The organism is Pseudomonas qingdaonensis (genome assembly GCF_018398475.1).
Taxonomy (GTDB): Bacteria; Pseudomonadota; Gammaproteobacteria; order Pseudomonadales; family Pseudomonadaceae; genus Aquipseudomonas; species Aquipseudomonas palmensis.
The window spans coordinates 3733528-3749209 of sequence record NZ_CP074676.1; the positions used below are offsets into that span (position 1 = coordinate 3733528).

12 protein-coding genes are annotated in these 15682 nt (G+C 66.4%); 7 read left to right on the forward strand and 5 right to left on the reverse strand.

The window, feature by feature from the left end; translation table 11 throughout:
- Positions 1-173: 173 nt before the first annotated feature.
- Together treS and glcC are read right to left on the reverse strand one after the other, a co-directional pair.
- Positions 174-2240 carry a maltose alpha-D-glucosyltransferase gene (treS, locus tag KH389_RS16960; RefSeq protein ID WP_058541267.1) on the reverse strand — a complete coding sequence of 689 codons (2067 nt, stop codon included), beginning with the start codon at positions 2238-2240 and terminating at the stop codon, positions 174-176.
- Between the two features lie 147 nt (positions 2241-2387).
- A complete protein-coding gene (glcC, locus tag KH389_RS16965; RefSeq protein WP_213605847.1) occupies positions 2388-3146 on the reverse strand; it encodes a transcriptional regulator GlcC in 759 nt (252 codons plus the stop codon).
- Positions 3147-3379: 233 nt separating this feature from the next.
- On the opposite strand from glcC, the gene glcD reads away from it, so the two are divergent.
- The 5 genes from glcD to KH389_RS16990 are packed head-to-tail and all read left to right on the forward strand — an operon-like array spanning position 3380 to position 9789.
- Positions 3380-4879: a glycolate oxidase subunit GlcD gene (glcD, locus tag KH389_RS16970; protein WP_043861170.1), complete on the forward strand. Its 1500-nt coding sequence runs from the start codon at positions 3380-3382 to the stop codon at positions 4877-4879.
- Positions 4879-5958, forward strand: a complete 1080-nt coding sequence (glcE, locus tag KH389_RS16975) for a glycolate oxidase subunit GlcE (protein WP_213605848.1) — start codon at positions 4879-4881, stop codon at positions 5956-5958. The genes glcD and glcE overlap by 1 nt, the downstream gene beginning before the upstream one ends.
- A gap of 13 nt (positions 5959-5971) precedes the next feature.
- A complete protein-coding gene (glcF, locus tag KH389_RS16980) occupies positions 5972-7183 on the forward strand; it encodes a glycolate oxidase subunit GlcF (protein ID WP_213605849.1) in 1212 nt (403 codons plus the stop codon).
- 4 nt (positions 7184-7187) lie between these two features.
- On the forward strand, positions 7188-7595 hold the full coding sequence (locus KH389_RS16985) for a heme-binding protein (RefSeq protein ID WP_043861167.1): 408 nt from the start codon (positions 7188-7190) through the stop codon (positions 7593-7595).
- A 16-nt stretch (positions 7596-7611) separates the two neighbouring features.
- Positions 7612-9789, forward strand: a complete 2178-nt coding sequence (locus KH389_RS16990; RefSeq protein ID WP_116054914.1) for a malate synthase G — start codon at positions 7612-7614, stop codon at positions 9787-9789.
- Positions 9790-9854: 65 nt separating this feature from the next.
- Here KH389_RS16990 and KH389_RS16995 read toward each other — a convergent pair whose 3' ends face one another.
- Entirely contained in the window at positions 9855-10541 is a 687-nt protein-coding gene (locus KH389_RS16995; RefSeq protein ID WP_210015277.1) for a lysophospholipid acyltransferase family protein, read from the reverse strand.
- A gap of 45 nt (positions 10542-10586) precedes the next feature.
- A complete protein-coding gene (locus KH389_RS17000; protein WP_213605850.1) occupies positions 10587-11171 on the reverse strand; it encodes an acyl-homoserine-lactone synthase in 585 nt (194 codons plus the stop codon).
- A gap of 222 nt (positions 11172-11393) precedes the next feature.
- On the opposite strand from KH389_RS17000, the gene KH389_RS17005 reads away from it, so the two are divergent.
- The gene (locus KH389_RS17005) at positions 11394-12107 is read left to right on the forward strand and encodes a LuxR family transcriptional regulator (protein ID WP_043861163.1); all 714 of its coding nucleotides are present in this window, start codon (positions 11394-11396) and stop codon (positions 12105-12107) included.
- A 136-nt stretch (positions 12108-12243) separates the two neighbouring features.
- Complete coding sequence (locus KH389_RS17010) at positions 12244-14139, forward strand: sigma-54-dependent Fis family transcriptional regulator (RefSeq protein WP_213605851.1); 1896 nt, start codon at positions 12244-12246, stop codon at positions 14137-14139.
- 101 nt (positions 14140-14240) lie between these two features.
- Here the strand turns inward: KH389_RS17010 and aldA are convergent, their stop codons facing one another.
- On the reverse strand, positions 14241-15674 hold the full coding sequence (aldA, locus tag KH389_RS17015; RefSeq protein ID WP_043861161.1) for an aldehyde dehydrogenase: 1434 nt from the start codon (positions 15672-15674) through the stop codon (positions 14241-14243).
- Between the last annotated feature and the right edge of the window lie 8 nt (positions 15675-15682).

Genomic DNA, 15682 nt, shown 5'->3' on the forward strand with positions numbered 1-15682 from the left:
GTGGGGAGAGGCGTCGGGCATTTTCCATCAGGTGGGCGGGGTGTGTCACGGGGCAGGCAGCAGTGCGGTGACGGTGGCGGCCCCTTGCAGGAGCTGGCCTTGCCAGCGAAGGGGCCGGGGAACCGTCAGACACGAAACCCCGGGCCTGTAAAAACGTTACCGCATGCAAACGCCTACAGCGTCGCCACACTGCTCACGATGCGCAGCGAAAGGCCCTCATAGCCATCCAGATTGATGGTCATCTCCCCCGCTTCGCTCAGCTCGCCCTCCAGCCGTTCGTTGATCATGTCCACCACCGCGCCGGGGCTTACATCCGGCAGATGCAGGGTTTCGCTCAGTGGCTCGGCACCGAAGTTGAGTGCGGTGATCTGGATGCCCTTGCCTGCCGGCAGCTCGTGCACCATCAGCAGCAAGGCCGGGTTGGCCACCTCGGGGATCAGGATTTGCCGGCTCGCCGCAATCGCATAGGCCTGGCGCACAGCGAGCATGCGTTTCAGGCTGCTGGCAAAACTGTCGGGCTGCTGCAACTGGCTGGCCAGGCTGCCATACAGCGAACGCGCACGCGGCAGGCCTTCGGCCGAGAGCTGCGCCTCCACGTCCAGGTCGGCCAGGTCATAGGCGCCGCGATGAATCCAGCGGGTGTCGCCGTCACCCATCAGCCCCTCAACCTGCTCGGGCTCCAGCGGCAAGGCGCCGACCAGGTCCCAGCCCGACAGCGCAAACACCCCCGGCTGCATGGCGTTGTACATGGCCAGCAGCAGGTGCACCTTCTGGATCAGCGCCAGCTGCTCGGCGTCGATGCTGCCCAGGTCGCGAATGCCCAGCGCGGCAGTGATGATGCTGACCGTGGTGCACGACACGCCATTGGTCACGAACTTGAGGTTGTACGGCGCGTGCTCGCCCGCCAGGCCCTCGTACATCTCGCTGCGGATATGCTCGCGCAGGATGTTGCCGGGGAAGGTCTGGCCCTTGTACAGGTAGCTGTCGGTGGCGTGCAGGGTCCAGAAGTGCACCAGCTCCAGGGTCAGTTCATCGTGGTTCTGCAGGGCATGGATCAACGAGGCGGGGTCGATCTTGAACGCATGCATCTGGTGCAGCATCAGGCGCAGGAACTCGGTGTCGCCGGTCAGCAGCGCGTGCTGGTAGGCCGGGCGCGTGACGAAGTCGTAGGACAGGTCGGCGCCGCCGTGGGACATGTTGGCGATGTCGTCCAGGGTCAGGTTCAGTTCCTGGAAGCTGAAACCACCGGCCTTGCGGATCATGCCGCCCAGCAACTGGTTGCCGGTGACCGACAGCGGGTGGCTCTCCGACCAGGCCGGCCCTTCGGCGCGCCGCTCCACGCCGAGAAAGCCATTGGCATCCAGACGCAGGCCACGGGCGCCGAGCACGTCGATGGCGTGCAGGGCGTCGCCGATGATCAGCTGCTGCGCGGCAAAGCTTGGGTCCAGCCAGTTCAGCGATGGCTGGCCCTCCTTGAAGTAGTGCAGGTACACCCAGCGTCGCAGCTTGCCGTCGACCCCGAGTACCGGCGGCGTGGCGCTCCAGTCGGTTTCCTTGATGCCGGGCTCGAAGAAGATCACCCGCTGCAACTGGCCAACGATGTAGTGGCGAGCCTTGAGCTCGTCGCACATGGCCGGCGTGAGGTTGGCCGCATCGCGCCCGGCCGGCACCTCGGGCAGCAGGCCCCAGTCGGCTTCGCGGATCTCGATCATGTGGTACAGCCCGGGATAGTCGCCGTAGGCCATCTCGGCCAGGCGAAAATCGGCGCCCTTGCCGGTGTGCGCCGGGATCGAGTCGTCGATGGTCACCGCGTTGTGCGCCGAGGCCACCTTGCTCAGGTGCACCAGCTCGGCCTCGCTGCCGTAGCGCGGGTCGATGTCGAAGCTGATGCGGTCGAAGTTGCCGTCCACGCTGGGGGTGAACTCGCGCTGGGTGATGCCGCCCGAGCGCTTCAACGGCCCGGTGTGCACGCCCTGGATGCCCAGCTCCGACAGCGCCTGCCACAGCTGCTCATGGGCCAGCGCCTGCAACACCGAACCGCCCTCCTCGACGATGATCGAGGCCGGGTACACCGTCAGCCACACCGAGGCGATGGCACTGGCGTCGCGGGCGCGGGCCTCGGCGTAAGGGTGCAGCCACATGCGCGCCTGCCCTGCATACAGCCGGGCGCGGTCGCGGGCGGCTTGCAGCATGGACTGGCCTTGCAGCCATTCGATGGTGTCCTGGCCTCGCTGGGTCATACGCTTGCTCCTTCGACGGGGGGCGTGGGGTCGTGCCCTCAAGGTGTGAGTGGGTTTGACTGCAATCGTTCGCATTTTTTGCTGCGACCAGCGGGCAGATGTCGCAGAGCTCCGCCGCACGGCGCGCCTACCCCGGCCCACACGCCCTCAAACCCACCCCTCCAGCCGCAACGTCGCGCGCACCAGCCGCTGCTCCTCCTCTTCGATCTCCTTGAGGTTCGCGCAGATGCCCTGGATATGCGCAATCGCCGCCTTGCGCGCCTGTTCCGGCATTCGCCCGGTCACGGCGTTGTACAGCCGCGCATGCTGGCGGTCGATCTGGCGCTTCTGCTCATCGCGGTGGTACAGGTTGTTCACCGAGGCGAACACCGAGTTCAACAGCAGGTCGGTCAGCGAGCGCAGCGTCTGCACCAGCACCGGGTTGTGCGAGGCCTCGCAGATCGCCAGGTGAAACGCATGGTCCAGGTGCGCATGCTCCGAGGCCGTCAGTGGCTGCTCATGGGCCGCCAGCAACGCCTCGTAGCTGCGCCGTATGAGCACGAAGTCCGCCTCGGTGCCGCGCAGCGCCGCCAGGCGTGCCGACTCCCCTTCCAGCAGGCTGCGCACCTCGAACAGGTCGTACAGGGTGCGCGGCTGCGAACTGAACAGGTGCATCAATGCCGAGGTGCTGCCCTGCCCCGACAACTGCGCGACATATGAACCCTTGCCATGCGCAGTCTCGATGATGCCTTTGGCGCGCAGCAGCTTGAGCCCTTCGCGCAGGGCCGTGCGCGACACGCCGAGCTTTTCGGTCAGGCGCCGCTCCGACGGCAGCGCCTGGCCGACCTTGAGCACGCCATCGACGATCAGCCGCTCGATGCGCTCGCACACCACGTCTGCCACCTGCATTGAAAGCGCTTCGCCCATCGTCCCTCCAACTGGTATGACCAGACACCATGGGCTTTAGGACCCTTGCCAGATCAATACATAACTAACTGTATTTATTGAATATTTATGAAAAAGCCGGAAAAACCGCAGCAACAAACTGGTTCGACCAGTGATTTGAGCGATAGACACTAAGCCGTCGCCGGCCAATGATGCAAGTGAGCCGTGTTCCATCGAGCTTCCATAACAACAAGACAAGGGTCGTTAGCCTGCCCATGAACATTCTCTACGACGAACGCGTCGATGGTGCGCTGCACAGCGTCGACCGGGCCGAGTTCCTGCACACCCTGCAGAGCCGCCTGCCCGACCTGGATATCCTGCACGCCGCCGAAGACCTCAAGCCCTACGAGTGCGACGGCCTCTCGGCCTACCGCACCACGCCGATGCTGGTGGTGCTGCCGCGCCATCTGGAAGAGGTGCAGAGCGTGTTGCGCCTGTGCCACGAGCGCAAGGTGCCGGTGGTGGCACGTGGCGCCGGCACCGGTTTGTCCGGCGGCGCGCTGCCGCTGGAAAAGGGCGTGCTGCTGGTAATGGCGCGCTTCAACAAGATTCTTGAAATCGACCCGGCCGGGCGCTTTGCCCGCGTGCAGCCCGGCGTACGCAACCTGGCGATTTCCCAGGCTGCCGCGCCGCATGGGCTGTACTACGCACCCGACCCCTCCTCGCAGATCGCCTGCTCGATCGGCGGCAACGTCGCCGAGAACGCCGGCGGCGTGCACTGCCTCAAGTACGGCCTGACCGTGCACAACGTGCTCAAGGTCGAGATGCTCAGCGTCGAGGGCGAACGCATGACCCTGGGCAGCGATGCCCTGGACGCCCCCGGCTTTGACCTGCTGGCGCTGTTCACAGGTTCCGAGGGCATGCTCGGCATCATCACCGAAGTCACCGTCAAGCTGCTGCCCAAGCCGCAGGTGGCCAAGGTGCTGCTGGCCGCCTTCGATTCGGTGGAAAAGGCCGGCCGCGCCGTGGGCGACATCATCGCCGCCGGTATCATCCCCGGCGGCCTGGAGATGATGGACAACCTGGCGATTCGCGCCGCCGAAGACTTCATCCACGCCGGTTACCCGGTAGAGGCCGAGGCCATCCTGCTGTGTGAACTGGACGGCGTCGAGGCCGACGTGCACGACGACTGCGAGCGCGTGCGCGTGCTGCTCGAACAGGCCGGTGCCACCGAAGTGCGCCTGGCCCGCGACGAAGCCGAGCGCGTGCGCTTCTGGGCCGGGCGCAAGAACGCCTTCCCCGCCGTGGGCAGGCTGTCGCCCGACTACTACTGCATGGACGGCACCATACCCCGGCGCGAACTGCCCCACGTGCTGGGGGCCATCGCCGACCTCTCGGCCGAGTACAACCTGCGCGTGGCCAACGTGTTCCATGCCGGCGACGGCAACATGCACCCGCTGATCCTGTTCGATGCCAACACCCCCGGCGAGCTGGAACGCGCCGAGGCGTTCGGCGGCAAGATCCTCGAGCTGTGCGTGAAGGTCGGCGGCAGCATCACCGGCGAGCACGGCGTGGGCCGCGAGAAGATCAACCAGATGTGCGCCCAGTTCAACAGCGACGAGCTGAGCCTGTTCCATGCGGTAAAGGCTGCGTTCGACCCGCTGGGCCTGCTCAACCCGGGCAAGAACATCCCCACCCTGCACCGCTGCGCCGAATTCGGCGCCATGCACGTGCACCACGGCCAACTGCCCTTCCCGGACCTGGAGCGCTTCTGATGAGCACCGTACTGTTCGACCCGGCCCACGGCAGCGACCGCAGCGCCGACCTGCTGGCCCGCGTGCAGCAGGCCATCGCCGAGCGCACCCCGCTGTTCATCCGCGGCGGTGCCAGCAAGACCTTCTACGGGCGCCCCGTCGACGCCCAGCCACTGGACCTCGCCGGGCACACCGGCATCGTCTCCTACGACCCCACCGAACTGGTGATCACCGCCCGCGCCGGCACGCCCCTGCGCGAGCTGCAGGCCGCGCTGGAGCGTGGCGGGCAGATGCTTGCCTGCGAAGTGCCGTGCTTTGGCGACAACGCCACGGTCGGCGGCATACTCGCTGCAGGCCTGTCGGGCCCGCGTCGCCCATGGGCGGGTTCGGTACGCGACTTCGTACTGGGCACGCGCATGATCAGCGGCCTGGGCACGCACCTGCGCTTTGGCGGCGAGGTGATGAAGAACGTCGCCGGCTACGACCTGTCGCGCCTGCTGGCCGGCAGCCTGGGCTGCCTGGGGGTGATCACCGAAGCCTCGTTCAAGGTGCTGCCCAAGTACCGCTGCCGGGTCAGCCTGCGTCAGGCCATGCCGCTGCAGATGGCCCTGGACAAGCTCGGCGAATGGGGCCAGCAGCCGATCCCGCTGACCGCCGCCAGCCATGACGGCAGCACCCTGTACCTGCGCCTGGAAGGCAACGAGGGTTCGGTACGCGCCGCCGCTGAACGCCTGGGCGGCGATGCGCTGGATGACAGCTACTGGGACGACCTGCGCGAACAGCGCCTGGCGTTCTTCGACGACCCGCGCCCGCTGTGGCGCCTGTCGGTGCCGGCACTGACGGCGCCGCTGGCGATCGAGGGCGAGCAACTCGTCGACTGGGGCGGCGCGCAACGCTGGCTCAAGAGCAGCGCCGATGCCGACAGCATCCGCCAGCTCGCCGCCGCCGCCAACGGGCACGCTACCTGCTTCACCCCGGGCGTGGTGGACAGCCCGTTCCAGCCGCTGGCCGCACCGATTCTGCGGTTTCACCAGACGCTCAAGCGCAACCTGGACCCTCAGGGCATCTTCAACCCCGGCCGCCAGTACGCCGACGTCTGACCCAGGAGCCACCATGCAGACCAACCTGAGCGAAGCGGCCAAGCGCCTGCCCCACGCCGACGAAGCCGAACGCATCCTGCGCAGTTGCGTGCACTGCGGCTTCTGCAATGCCACCTGCCCCACCTACCAGGAACTGGGCGACGAGCTGGACGGCCCGCGCGGACGCATCTACCTGATCAAGCAATTCCTCGAGCAGGACACCGTCAGCGAGAAGACCCAGCAGCACCTGGACCGCTGCCTGACCTGCCGCAACTGCGAAACCACCTGCCCGTCGGGGGTGGAGTACCACAAGCTGCTGGACATCGGTCGCGACGCCATCGAGGCCCGTGTGCCCCGCCTGCTGCGCAGCGGCCTGCGCGCCGTGGTGCCGCGCCCGGCCCTGTTCCAGGCGCTGGTGAGTACCGGCGAGCTGCTGCGCCCAGTGCTGCCCGTGGCATTCAGGACCCACCTGCCACGCAGCGTGGCACCGGCCCGGCAACGCCCCCAGGCCACCCATGCACGGCGCGTGCTGATGCTCGAAGGCTGCGTGCAGCGCAGCCTGTCGCCCAACACCAACGCCGCCACCGCGCGCGTGCTCGACCGCCTGGGCATCAGCATCACGCCGATTGCCCAGGCCGGCTGCTGCGGCGCGGTGGACTATCACCTCAACGCGCAGGACACCGGGCTTGAACGTGCGCGGCGCAACATCGATGCCTGGTGGCCAGCCGTGGAAGCCGGCGCCGAAGCCATCGTGCAGACCGCCAGCGGCTGCGGCGCCTTCGTCAAGGAATACGCCTACCTGCTGCGCGACGACCCGGCCTACGCGGCCAAGGCCGAACGCATCAGCGCCCTGGCGCGGGACATCGTCGAAGTGATCCGCGCCGAACCGCTGGAGCGCTTCGAGGCGTGCTGCGACCAGACCCTGGCCTTCCACTGCCCGTGTACCCTGCAGCACGCACAAAAACTTGGCGGCGCAGTTGAAGCCGTACTCAAACGCCTGGGCTTCAACCTTACCGAGGTACCCGACAGCCACCTGTGCTGCGGTTCGGCCGGCACCTATTCGCTGACCCAGCCGGTGCTGTCCAGGCAACTGCGCGACAACAAGCTCGATGCGCTGGAAAGTGGCCACCCCGACGTGATCGCCACGGCCAACATCGGCTGCCAGACCCACCTCGACGGTGCCGGGCGAACCCCCGTGCGGCACTGGATCGAACTCGTTGACCAAGCCCTCAACCCAGGAGCCTGATTTCATGCAAAGCAAACCCGTAATGACCCTGAGCGACGTGCAGCAGATTCTCGCCGCCGCCCGTGCCGAGGCCCAGGCCAACCAGTGGGCCGTGAGCATTGCCGTGGTCGACGACGGCGGCCACCCGCTGGGCTTCGAGCGCCTGGACGGCTGCGCGCCGGTGAGTGCCTACATCGCCACCGAAAAGGCCCGCAGCGCGGCGCTGGGCCGACGTGAAACCAAGCTGTACGAAGACATGATCAATGGCGGGCGCACGGCGTTCCTGTCGGTGCCGGTGATCAGCGGCACGCTCGAAGGCGGCGTGCCGGTGATCGTCGACGGCCAGGTGGTCGGCGCGGTGGGTGTGTCGGGGGTCAAGTCCGAACAGGACGCCCAGGTGGCCAAGGCCGGCGTTGCCGCCGTTAAAGACTGATCAGGAGCAACCGAACATGAACGACCGTATTCAGCGTCAACGCCTGCAGGTCGCGAGCGCCCTGCAGCACTTCATCGAAACCGAGGCCCTGCCCGGCACCGGTGTGCCGGAGGCCAACTTCTGGCAAGGCTTCGACGCCCTGGTGCACGACCTGGCGCCGAAGAACCGCGCCCTGCTCGCCGAACGCGACCGCCTGCAGGCCGCGCTGGACACCTGGCACCGCGCCCACCCGGGCCCGGTGGCCGACATGCCGGCCTACCGCGCCTTCCTGAGCGAGATCGGCTACCTGGTGCCGGTGCCTGAACAGGTGGCGGTGAGCACCTCCAACGTCGACAGCGAGCTGTGCGAACAGGCCGGCCCGCAGCTGGTGGTGCCGGTGATGAACGCGCGCTATGCGCTCAACGCCGCAAACGCACGCTGGGGCTCGCTGTATGACGCGCTGTATGGCACCGATGCGATCAGCGACGCCGACGGCGCCGAGGCTGGCGAGGGCTACAACCCGCGCCGTGGCCAGAAGGTCATCGCCTTCGCGCGCAAGGCCCTGGACCAGGCTGCACCGCTGGCCGGCGGCTCGCACGCCGAGGCCAAGGCCTACCGCATCGAGGACGGGCAACTGCGCGTCGAGCTCATCAGCGGCATGACCACCACACTCAAAGACCCCGCCAAGTTCGTCGGTTTCCAGGGCGATGCCGCCCAGCCGAACGCGGTGCTGCTGAAGAACAACGGCCTGCACCTGGAGATCCAGATCGACCCCACCAGCGCCATCGGCCAGACCGATGCGGCCGGGGTCAAGGACGTGCTGGTCGAAGCCGCCCTGAGCACCATCCTCGACTGCGAGGACTCGGTGGCCGCGGTGGATGCCGAAGACAAGACCCTGATCTACCGCAACCTGCTGGGCCTGATGAAAGGCGACCTGAGCGAAGCGATCAGCAAGGGCGGCAAGACCCGCGTGCGCCGCCTCAACCCGGACCGCGTCTACACCGCAGCCGATGGCGCAACACTGACCCTGCATGGCCGTTCGCTGCTGTTCGTGCGCAACGTCGGCCACCTGATGACCAACCCGGCGATTCTCGATGGCGATGGCGCCGAGATTCCCGAGGGCATCATGGACGCGGTGCTCACCGGCCTGATCGCCATCCACGACCTGCAGCGGCGCGGCAACTCGCGCAGCGGCAGCGTGTACATCGTCAAGCCGAAGATGCACGGCCCTGCCGAAGTGGCGTTTGCCGCCGAACTGTTCGGGCGTGTCGAAGACCTGCTGGCGCTGCCGCGCAACACCCTGAAGATGGGCATCATGGACGAGGAGCGGCGCACCTCGGTGAACCTCAAGGCGTGCATCGGCGCAGCGCACGAGCGGGTGGTGTTCATCAACACGGGCTTTCTCGACCGTACCGGCGACGAGATGCACAGCGCCATGGAAGCCGGCCCGATGCTGCGCAAGGGCGACATGAAGTCCACGCCGTGGATCACCGCCTACGAGCGCAACAACGTGCTGGTGGGGCTGGCCTGCGGGCTCAAGGGGCGCGCGCAGATCGGCAAGGGCATGTGGGCCATGCCCGACCTGATGGCCGACATGCTGGTGCAGAAGATCGGCCACCCCAAGGCCGGTGCCACCACCGCATGGGTGCCCTCGCCCACGGCCGCCACGCTGCATGCGCTGCACTACCACCAGGTGGACGTGCAGGGGGTGCAGAGCGAATTGCAGCGCATCGACCTGGCCGGCGAGCGTGACAGCCTGCTCAACGACCTGCTGACCATTCCGGTGTCGCCGCGTCCGAACTGGAGCGATGCAGAAAAACTGCAGGAGCTGGAGAACAACTGCCAGGGCATTCTCGGCTACGTGGTGCGCTGGGTGGAGCAAGGGGTCGGGTGCTCCAAGGTGCCGGACATCCACAACGTCGGCCTGATGGAAGACCGTGCGACCTTGCGTATATCCAGCCAGCACATTGCCAACTGGCTGCTGCATGGCACGGTGAGCGAGGCCAAGGTACGCGAGGTGCTCGAACGCATGGCGGTGGTGGTCGACCGGCAGAATGCCGGGGATGCGGCATACCGCCCGATGGCGCCGGACTTCGCCACCTCGATGGCGTTCCAGGCCGCCAGCGACCTGGTGTTCAAGGGGCGTGAGCAGCCGAGCGGGTATACCGAGCCGCTGCTGCATGCGTGGCGCTTGAGGTTCAAGGCGGCGAACTGACGGGCCTCTTCGCCCGCAAGGCTGGCTCCTGCAGGAACCAGCCTTGCGGGCGAAGGCCCCGGCAACTACACGATGGGCAACCCATTGTTGACCACTTCCCGCGTATACGACGCCAGCTGCTTGGCATCCATGCTGGCCACCAGGTCGGCCTCGATGGGCCGGTGCGCCACGATACTCACATCGGTGCAGCCCAGGGCGTTGTGGCGAATCCGGCGCACCGCCGGGCTGATGGTCACGGGGATGATGCCGATGCCCATTTCCTTGGCGATGCGAAATGCACCGGTCTTGAACGGCAGCACGCCCTGCCCGGTGTTGCGCGTGCCCTCGGGGAAGATCCAGAGCGATGTCTTGCTGTCGGCCACGCGGGTGGCGATGCGCCGCAGGCTGGTGATCGACGCGCGCGGGTTGCTGCGGTCGATGAACAGGCTGCCGGTCAGCCAGTACAGCTGCCCGGCCAACGGCAGCCAGCGCAACGACTGCTTGCCCACGATCACCGTGCCTGGGCGCAGCGCCTGGGCCACGACAAATGCATCGTGGTTGCTCTGGTGGTTGGCCACATAGATGTAGGAGCGGTCGGGCGCGATGGCGTCGAAACCACCGACCTCGACACGCACGCCAAAGATCCAGTTGATGGCCCTGTAGACCTTGCAGGCCAGGTAGAGGTTGTCCTGCTTGCGCGGGTTGAGCAACAGCACCAGGCACAGGAACGGAAACGTCACCACCACGAACAGCACGACCAACAGCCAACGCACACACGCAATCATTGCTTTACCACCTTCCCTCGACATGTTCACCCGTCACGCTGCCAGTTGCAGTGCGCGGGTCGTCTGGTCATCGATTTCGATCCAGAAGGCCAGCACCGGCTTGTCGTCAATCATCTGCGGACGCGCGATTCTTCGCGTGGTCACGCCCATGCGCTTGAGCAACCGCTCGTTACCCATTGCAGTAAAGGCAATCAGCCTGCGCGCCCCCTGGGCACGGGCCACATCGATCACCTTGCCGACCATCGCCACGGTATTCTGCCAAGCCTGTTCAGCCGACAGGTATTGGCCTTTGGGCGAACTCATGGCGAAGCGCGAGAGCTCCCATATGTCCTGCTGATAGGGGAGCGGCGCATCGCCAACCAGGTGCGGAAACACTTCTGCCAGCAAGTACGGGCGATGGGTGGGGATCAGGCGGGCACAACCGAAAATACTCTGTTGCTTGTCGCATGCCAGCACATACAGCGTATCGGGGCGGTCGAACTCATCCCACTCCTGACCCTCGGGACACTGCAATGGCCAGCCCAGCTCCCTTACAAACACCTGGTAGCGGTACTCGGCCAGTGCGCTCGCCATGGTGCGCGGAAAGTCTTTGATGGTCCCGGTTACAGCAGTGAACATGAAAACGCCCCAACTCAAAGAGCTGGGAGTACAACAAACCCTCCGGAGCCTATATAGCTGCCCGAAAGGGCAGGTTTATTCGTAGGAAAAACCTGAAATGCCAGCGCACTGATGGCCATTTGCTACAGAAGTTTTCCGCGAAAACTGTACCGTACGGTATAATTCCGGCCTGTTTGCACTCTCCATTGGCCGAGCACATTCCACCCATGAAAGGCACATTGCGTGAATGACTGGCGCGAGCACTTCATTGCCGTGGTGACGGGGTGCCGCAACGAAGGCGAGCTGTTCAGCGAGCTGACCCGACTTACCCGCGAGCTGGACTTCGAGTTCTGTTCCTATGGGCTGAAGAATCCGCTGCCGATCGCCGCCCCGCAGTTCATCCTGCGCTCCAACTACCCCAGCGCCTGGGAAGCCAGGTACGTGGCCGAGGACTATTTTTCCTGCGACCCGACGGTGGCCCACGGGCTGACCCGCACCACGCCCCTGCAGTGGGCCGCCGCGCAACAGCAGCACCAGCAGGCATTCTGGGAAGAGGCGCGGCACTACAGCCTGGACCACGGCTGGTGCCTGTCGGTGCAGGGCGACTACGGCACCATCGGCCTGCTGTCCCTGTCCCGCCCGGATGACCCGATCTCCACACTGGAACTGGACGCCAAGGAAGCCAAGCTCATCTGGCTGTCGCAACTGGCGCACAGTGCCATGACCGGCTTCTTTGCCCAGACCCACCTGCCCGAGGCCCAGAAGGCCCTGACCGCACGGGAGAAAGAAGTGCTCAAATGGACCGCCGTGGGCAAGACCTACAGCGAGATCAGCATCATCCTCACCATCGACAGCCGCACGGTGAAGTTCCACCTGGTCAACGCCATGCGCAAGCTGCAGGCCAGCAACAAGGCCGAGGCGACGGTGAAGGCGATTCTGCTGGGGATGCTTTTCTAGGCCAGGGCTGCATCAATAGCTGAAAATTCCCGACACAGCGACTAAGGTAGGCACAGATCGGTGCCCGCCCCTGGCCCGAGACAACAAGATGACGGTGAGCCGCCCCTGCGCGCGCCACGGTCGATGGGAGCCCAGCATGCAGCATACCCAGACCAGCCCGAGCGATCTTGCGGCCTTCGTCGACGATCACTTCCCCGAGCGCGGCATCCGCCCCGACCCTGTCATTGCGCAGTCCTGGTACCGCAGCGTGGTCGAGCATCGCCTCGACCCCGGCGCCGCCGGGCGTACCCACGTGCTGGGCGCCGACGCCATCCGCCAGCATCAACAGCAGCACCAGCAATACCTGGCCATCGCCAGCCAGGGCGTCAGCGGCCTGGCCAGGCGCGTGGTGCCGGCCGGGTTCGCGGTGCTGCTCAGCGACGAACACGGCATCACCCTCGACACCCGCCTGCCCGAAGCCAGCCACATCTATACCCAGGCCGGGCTGGTGGTGGGCGCGCGCTGGGACGAGTCGATTGCCGGCACCAACGGCATCGGCACCACCCTGGCCGCCGCGCAGCCGCTGATCATCCACCGCGAAGAGCACTTTCTGGCCTCCAACTTTCGCCTGAGCTGCTCGGTGGCGCCGATCTTCGACGCCCAGGGCCTGCTGCGCGGCTGCCTGAACGCCACCTGCCTGAACAGCAACGGGCCCAAGGAGGCGCAGTACCTGACCCTGCAACTGGTGATCCTGTATGCGCGGCTGATCGAGAACGCGCACTTTCGCGAGTGCTACCGCGACCGCCTCACCCTGTCGCTCAAGCCCATCGACGACATAGCCGACCTGGCCAACGAGCAGTTGCTGGCGCTGGACGACAACGGCCGCATCATCGGCGCCAACCGCGCCACCTTCGTTGCCCACCAGCGCGATGCGGCGCCGCTGCTGGGTGCGCGCATCGACAGCCTGCTGCCAACCTCGGTGGATGAACTGCTGCACCTGACCCAGGGCGGTGCACGCGGCGTGCGCCTGCGCGGGCAGCAGGACGACGCCTTGCTGGATGTGGGCCTGCGCATACCGTCGCAGCGCCACCGCCCTGCCCCGGCCAGACCGCCGGTGCGCAGCAGCCACCCCGACCTGCAGCAGCTGGCCGGCGGCGATGCGCGCCTGCAACAGGCGGTGCAGCGGGTGCGCAAGGTGCTCGACAAGGACCTGCCGATACTGATCACCGGCGAGACCGGCACCGGCAAGGAGGCATTCGCCCGCGCCATCCACCAGGCCAGTGCGCGGCGCGCCGGGCCGTTCATCGCGCTCAATTGCGCGGCGATTCCCGAGACGCTGATCGAGAGCGAGCTGTTCGGCTACCGCGGCGGCAGCTTCACCGGGGCCGACAAGAAGGGCATGAAGGGCAAGCTGGAACTGGCCGCCGGCGGCACGCTGTTTCTGGACGAGATCGGCGACATGCCGGCGCACCTGCAAACCCGTTTGCTGCGGGTGCTGGCCGAGCGCGAGATCTTCCCGATCGGCGCCCAGGCGCCGGTGGCGCTGGACGTGCAGGTGGTGTCGGCGACCCACCAGGACCTGCACGGGATGATTGGCGACAAGCGCTTTCGCGAGGACCTCTACTACCGCCTGGGCGGCATGAGCCTGGCGTTGCCGGCCTTGCGCGAACGCAGTGACCGGGGCGCGTTGATCGAGCAGTTACTGGCGGTGCAGAGCAGCGGCGTGCGGCTGACCGAACAGGCCCGCCAGTGCCTGCATGCCCATGCGTGGCCGGGCAACATTCGTCAGTTGCTCAATGCGTTGCGCTACGCGGTGGCGTTGGCCGAGGACGGGGTGATCGACGTGGATTGCCTGCCGGCGGAAGTGGTGCAGGTGGTGCGCGGCGAGCCGCTGCGCATCGACAGCCAGGACCCGGCCAGCGAGTTGCTGCAAAGGTTGCGGCGCCATCGCTGGAACATCAGTGCGGTGGCGGCTGAACTGGGGGTGGCGCGCTCGACGCTGTATCGGCAGATGAAGAAGTACGGGGTGGTGCAGCCCAATGATCGGTTGTGATGGCAGGGGTTGCTGTGCAACCCATCGCGGGTCGAGCCCGCTCCCACAGGCTGTGGGAGCGGGCTTGACCCGCGATGAGGCCCTAACAGGCTACCTGGGCCTCAGATCTGGATGTAGACCACATGGGTATGCGTGTACTCATACAACCCATGCTTGCCATCGGCCCCACCGATCCCCGACTTGCGCGTGCCGGCATGGAAGCCCTGCATGGCCTCGAAGTTCTCGCGGTTGATGTAGGTCTCGCCGAAATCCAGCGCGTTGCTGGCATGCATCGCTGCACTCAGGCTGCGCGTGTACAGCGATGAAGTCAGCCCGTATTCACTGTCGTTGGCCAGCGCAATCGCCTCGTCCAGGCTCTCCACGATCTGGATCGGCAACACCGGCCCGAAGATCTCCTTGCGCATGATCTCCATGTCGGCCGAGCAGCCGGCCAGCACCGTCGGCTGGTAGTGGAAGCCCTGCCCGCGATCGGCCACCGCGCCCCCGGTCACCAGCTGCGCGCCCTGCCCGGTGGCGGTGCGCACCATCTGCCCGACCTTGTCCAGGGCGGCCTGGTTGATCAGCGGGCCCATGTCCAGGTCCGCCTCGGCCAGCGGGTCACCATAACGGGTGGCGGCCATGGCGCTGGCCAGTTTGTCGGTGAACTCATCCGCCACCTCGCGCTGCACGTACACCCGCTCGGCGCAGTTGCACACCTGCCCGGTGTTGATCACCCGCGACGCGGTGATCGACTTGACCGCCAGCTCCAGGTCCGCATCAGCCAGCACGATGGCCGGCGCCTTGCCGCCCAGCTCCAGGTTGAGCTTGGTGATGTTCGGCGCCGCCGCGGCCATGATCCGCGAGCCGGTGCCCACGCTGCCGGTGAAGCTGATCAGGTCGATGCCGGCGTGGCTGGTCAGGCGCTGGCCCACGGTCGCCCCGGTACCGCACACCACGTTGAACACGCCGCTGGGCAGGTCGGTCTCGGCCACCAGGCGGGCGAACTCGAAGCAGTTGATCGGTGTTTCTTCGCTGGGCTTGATCACGATGGTGTTGCCCGTGAGCAGGGCCGGCGCCATCTTGCGGGCGATCAGAAAGAACGGGAAGTTCCACGGCAGAATCCCGGCCACCACACCCAGCGGCTTGCGCAGCAGAAAGATGCTTTCACCGGCGCGGTCGCTGGTGAGCACCTCGCCTTCCAGGCGTCGCGCCCACTCGGCCATGTAGTCCAGGTAGTCGGCGGTGAAGTTGACTTCGACCAGGGCCAGGCCGAGCACCTTGCCCTGCTCGGCGGTGATGATGCGCGCCAGGCGCTCGGCGTTGTCGCGCACCTTGCTGGCGATCTTGCGCAGGTAGCCGGCGCGCTCGATGGCCGGGCGCGTGGCCCAGCTCTTCTGGGCCTTGCGCGCGGCGGCAATGGCCTGCTCCACCTGCGCGTCACTGGCCTGGGGCACGCGCCCCAGCAGTTGTCCATTGGCCGGGTTGTGCACCTCGATCTGCGCGTCGCTGTCGACGAACGCATTGGCGATGTAGTTCTGGTAGATGACGTCACTCATGGGTCAAT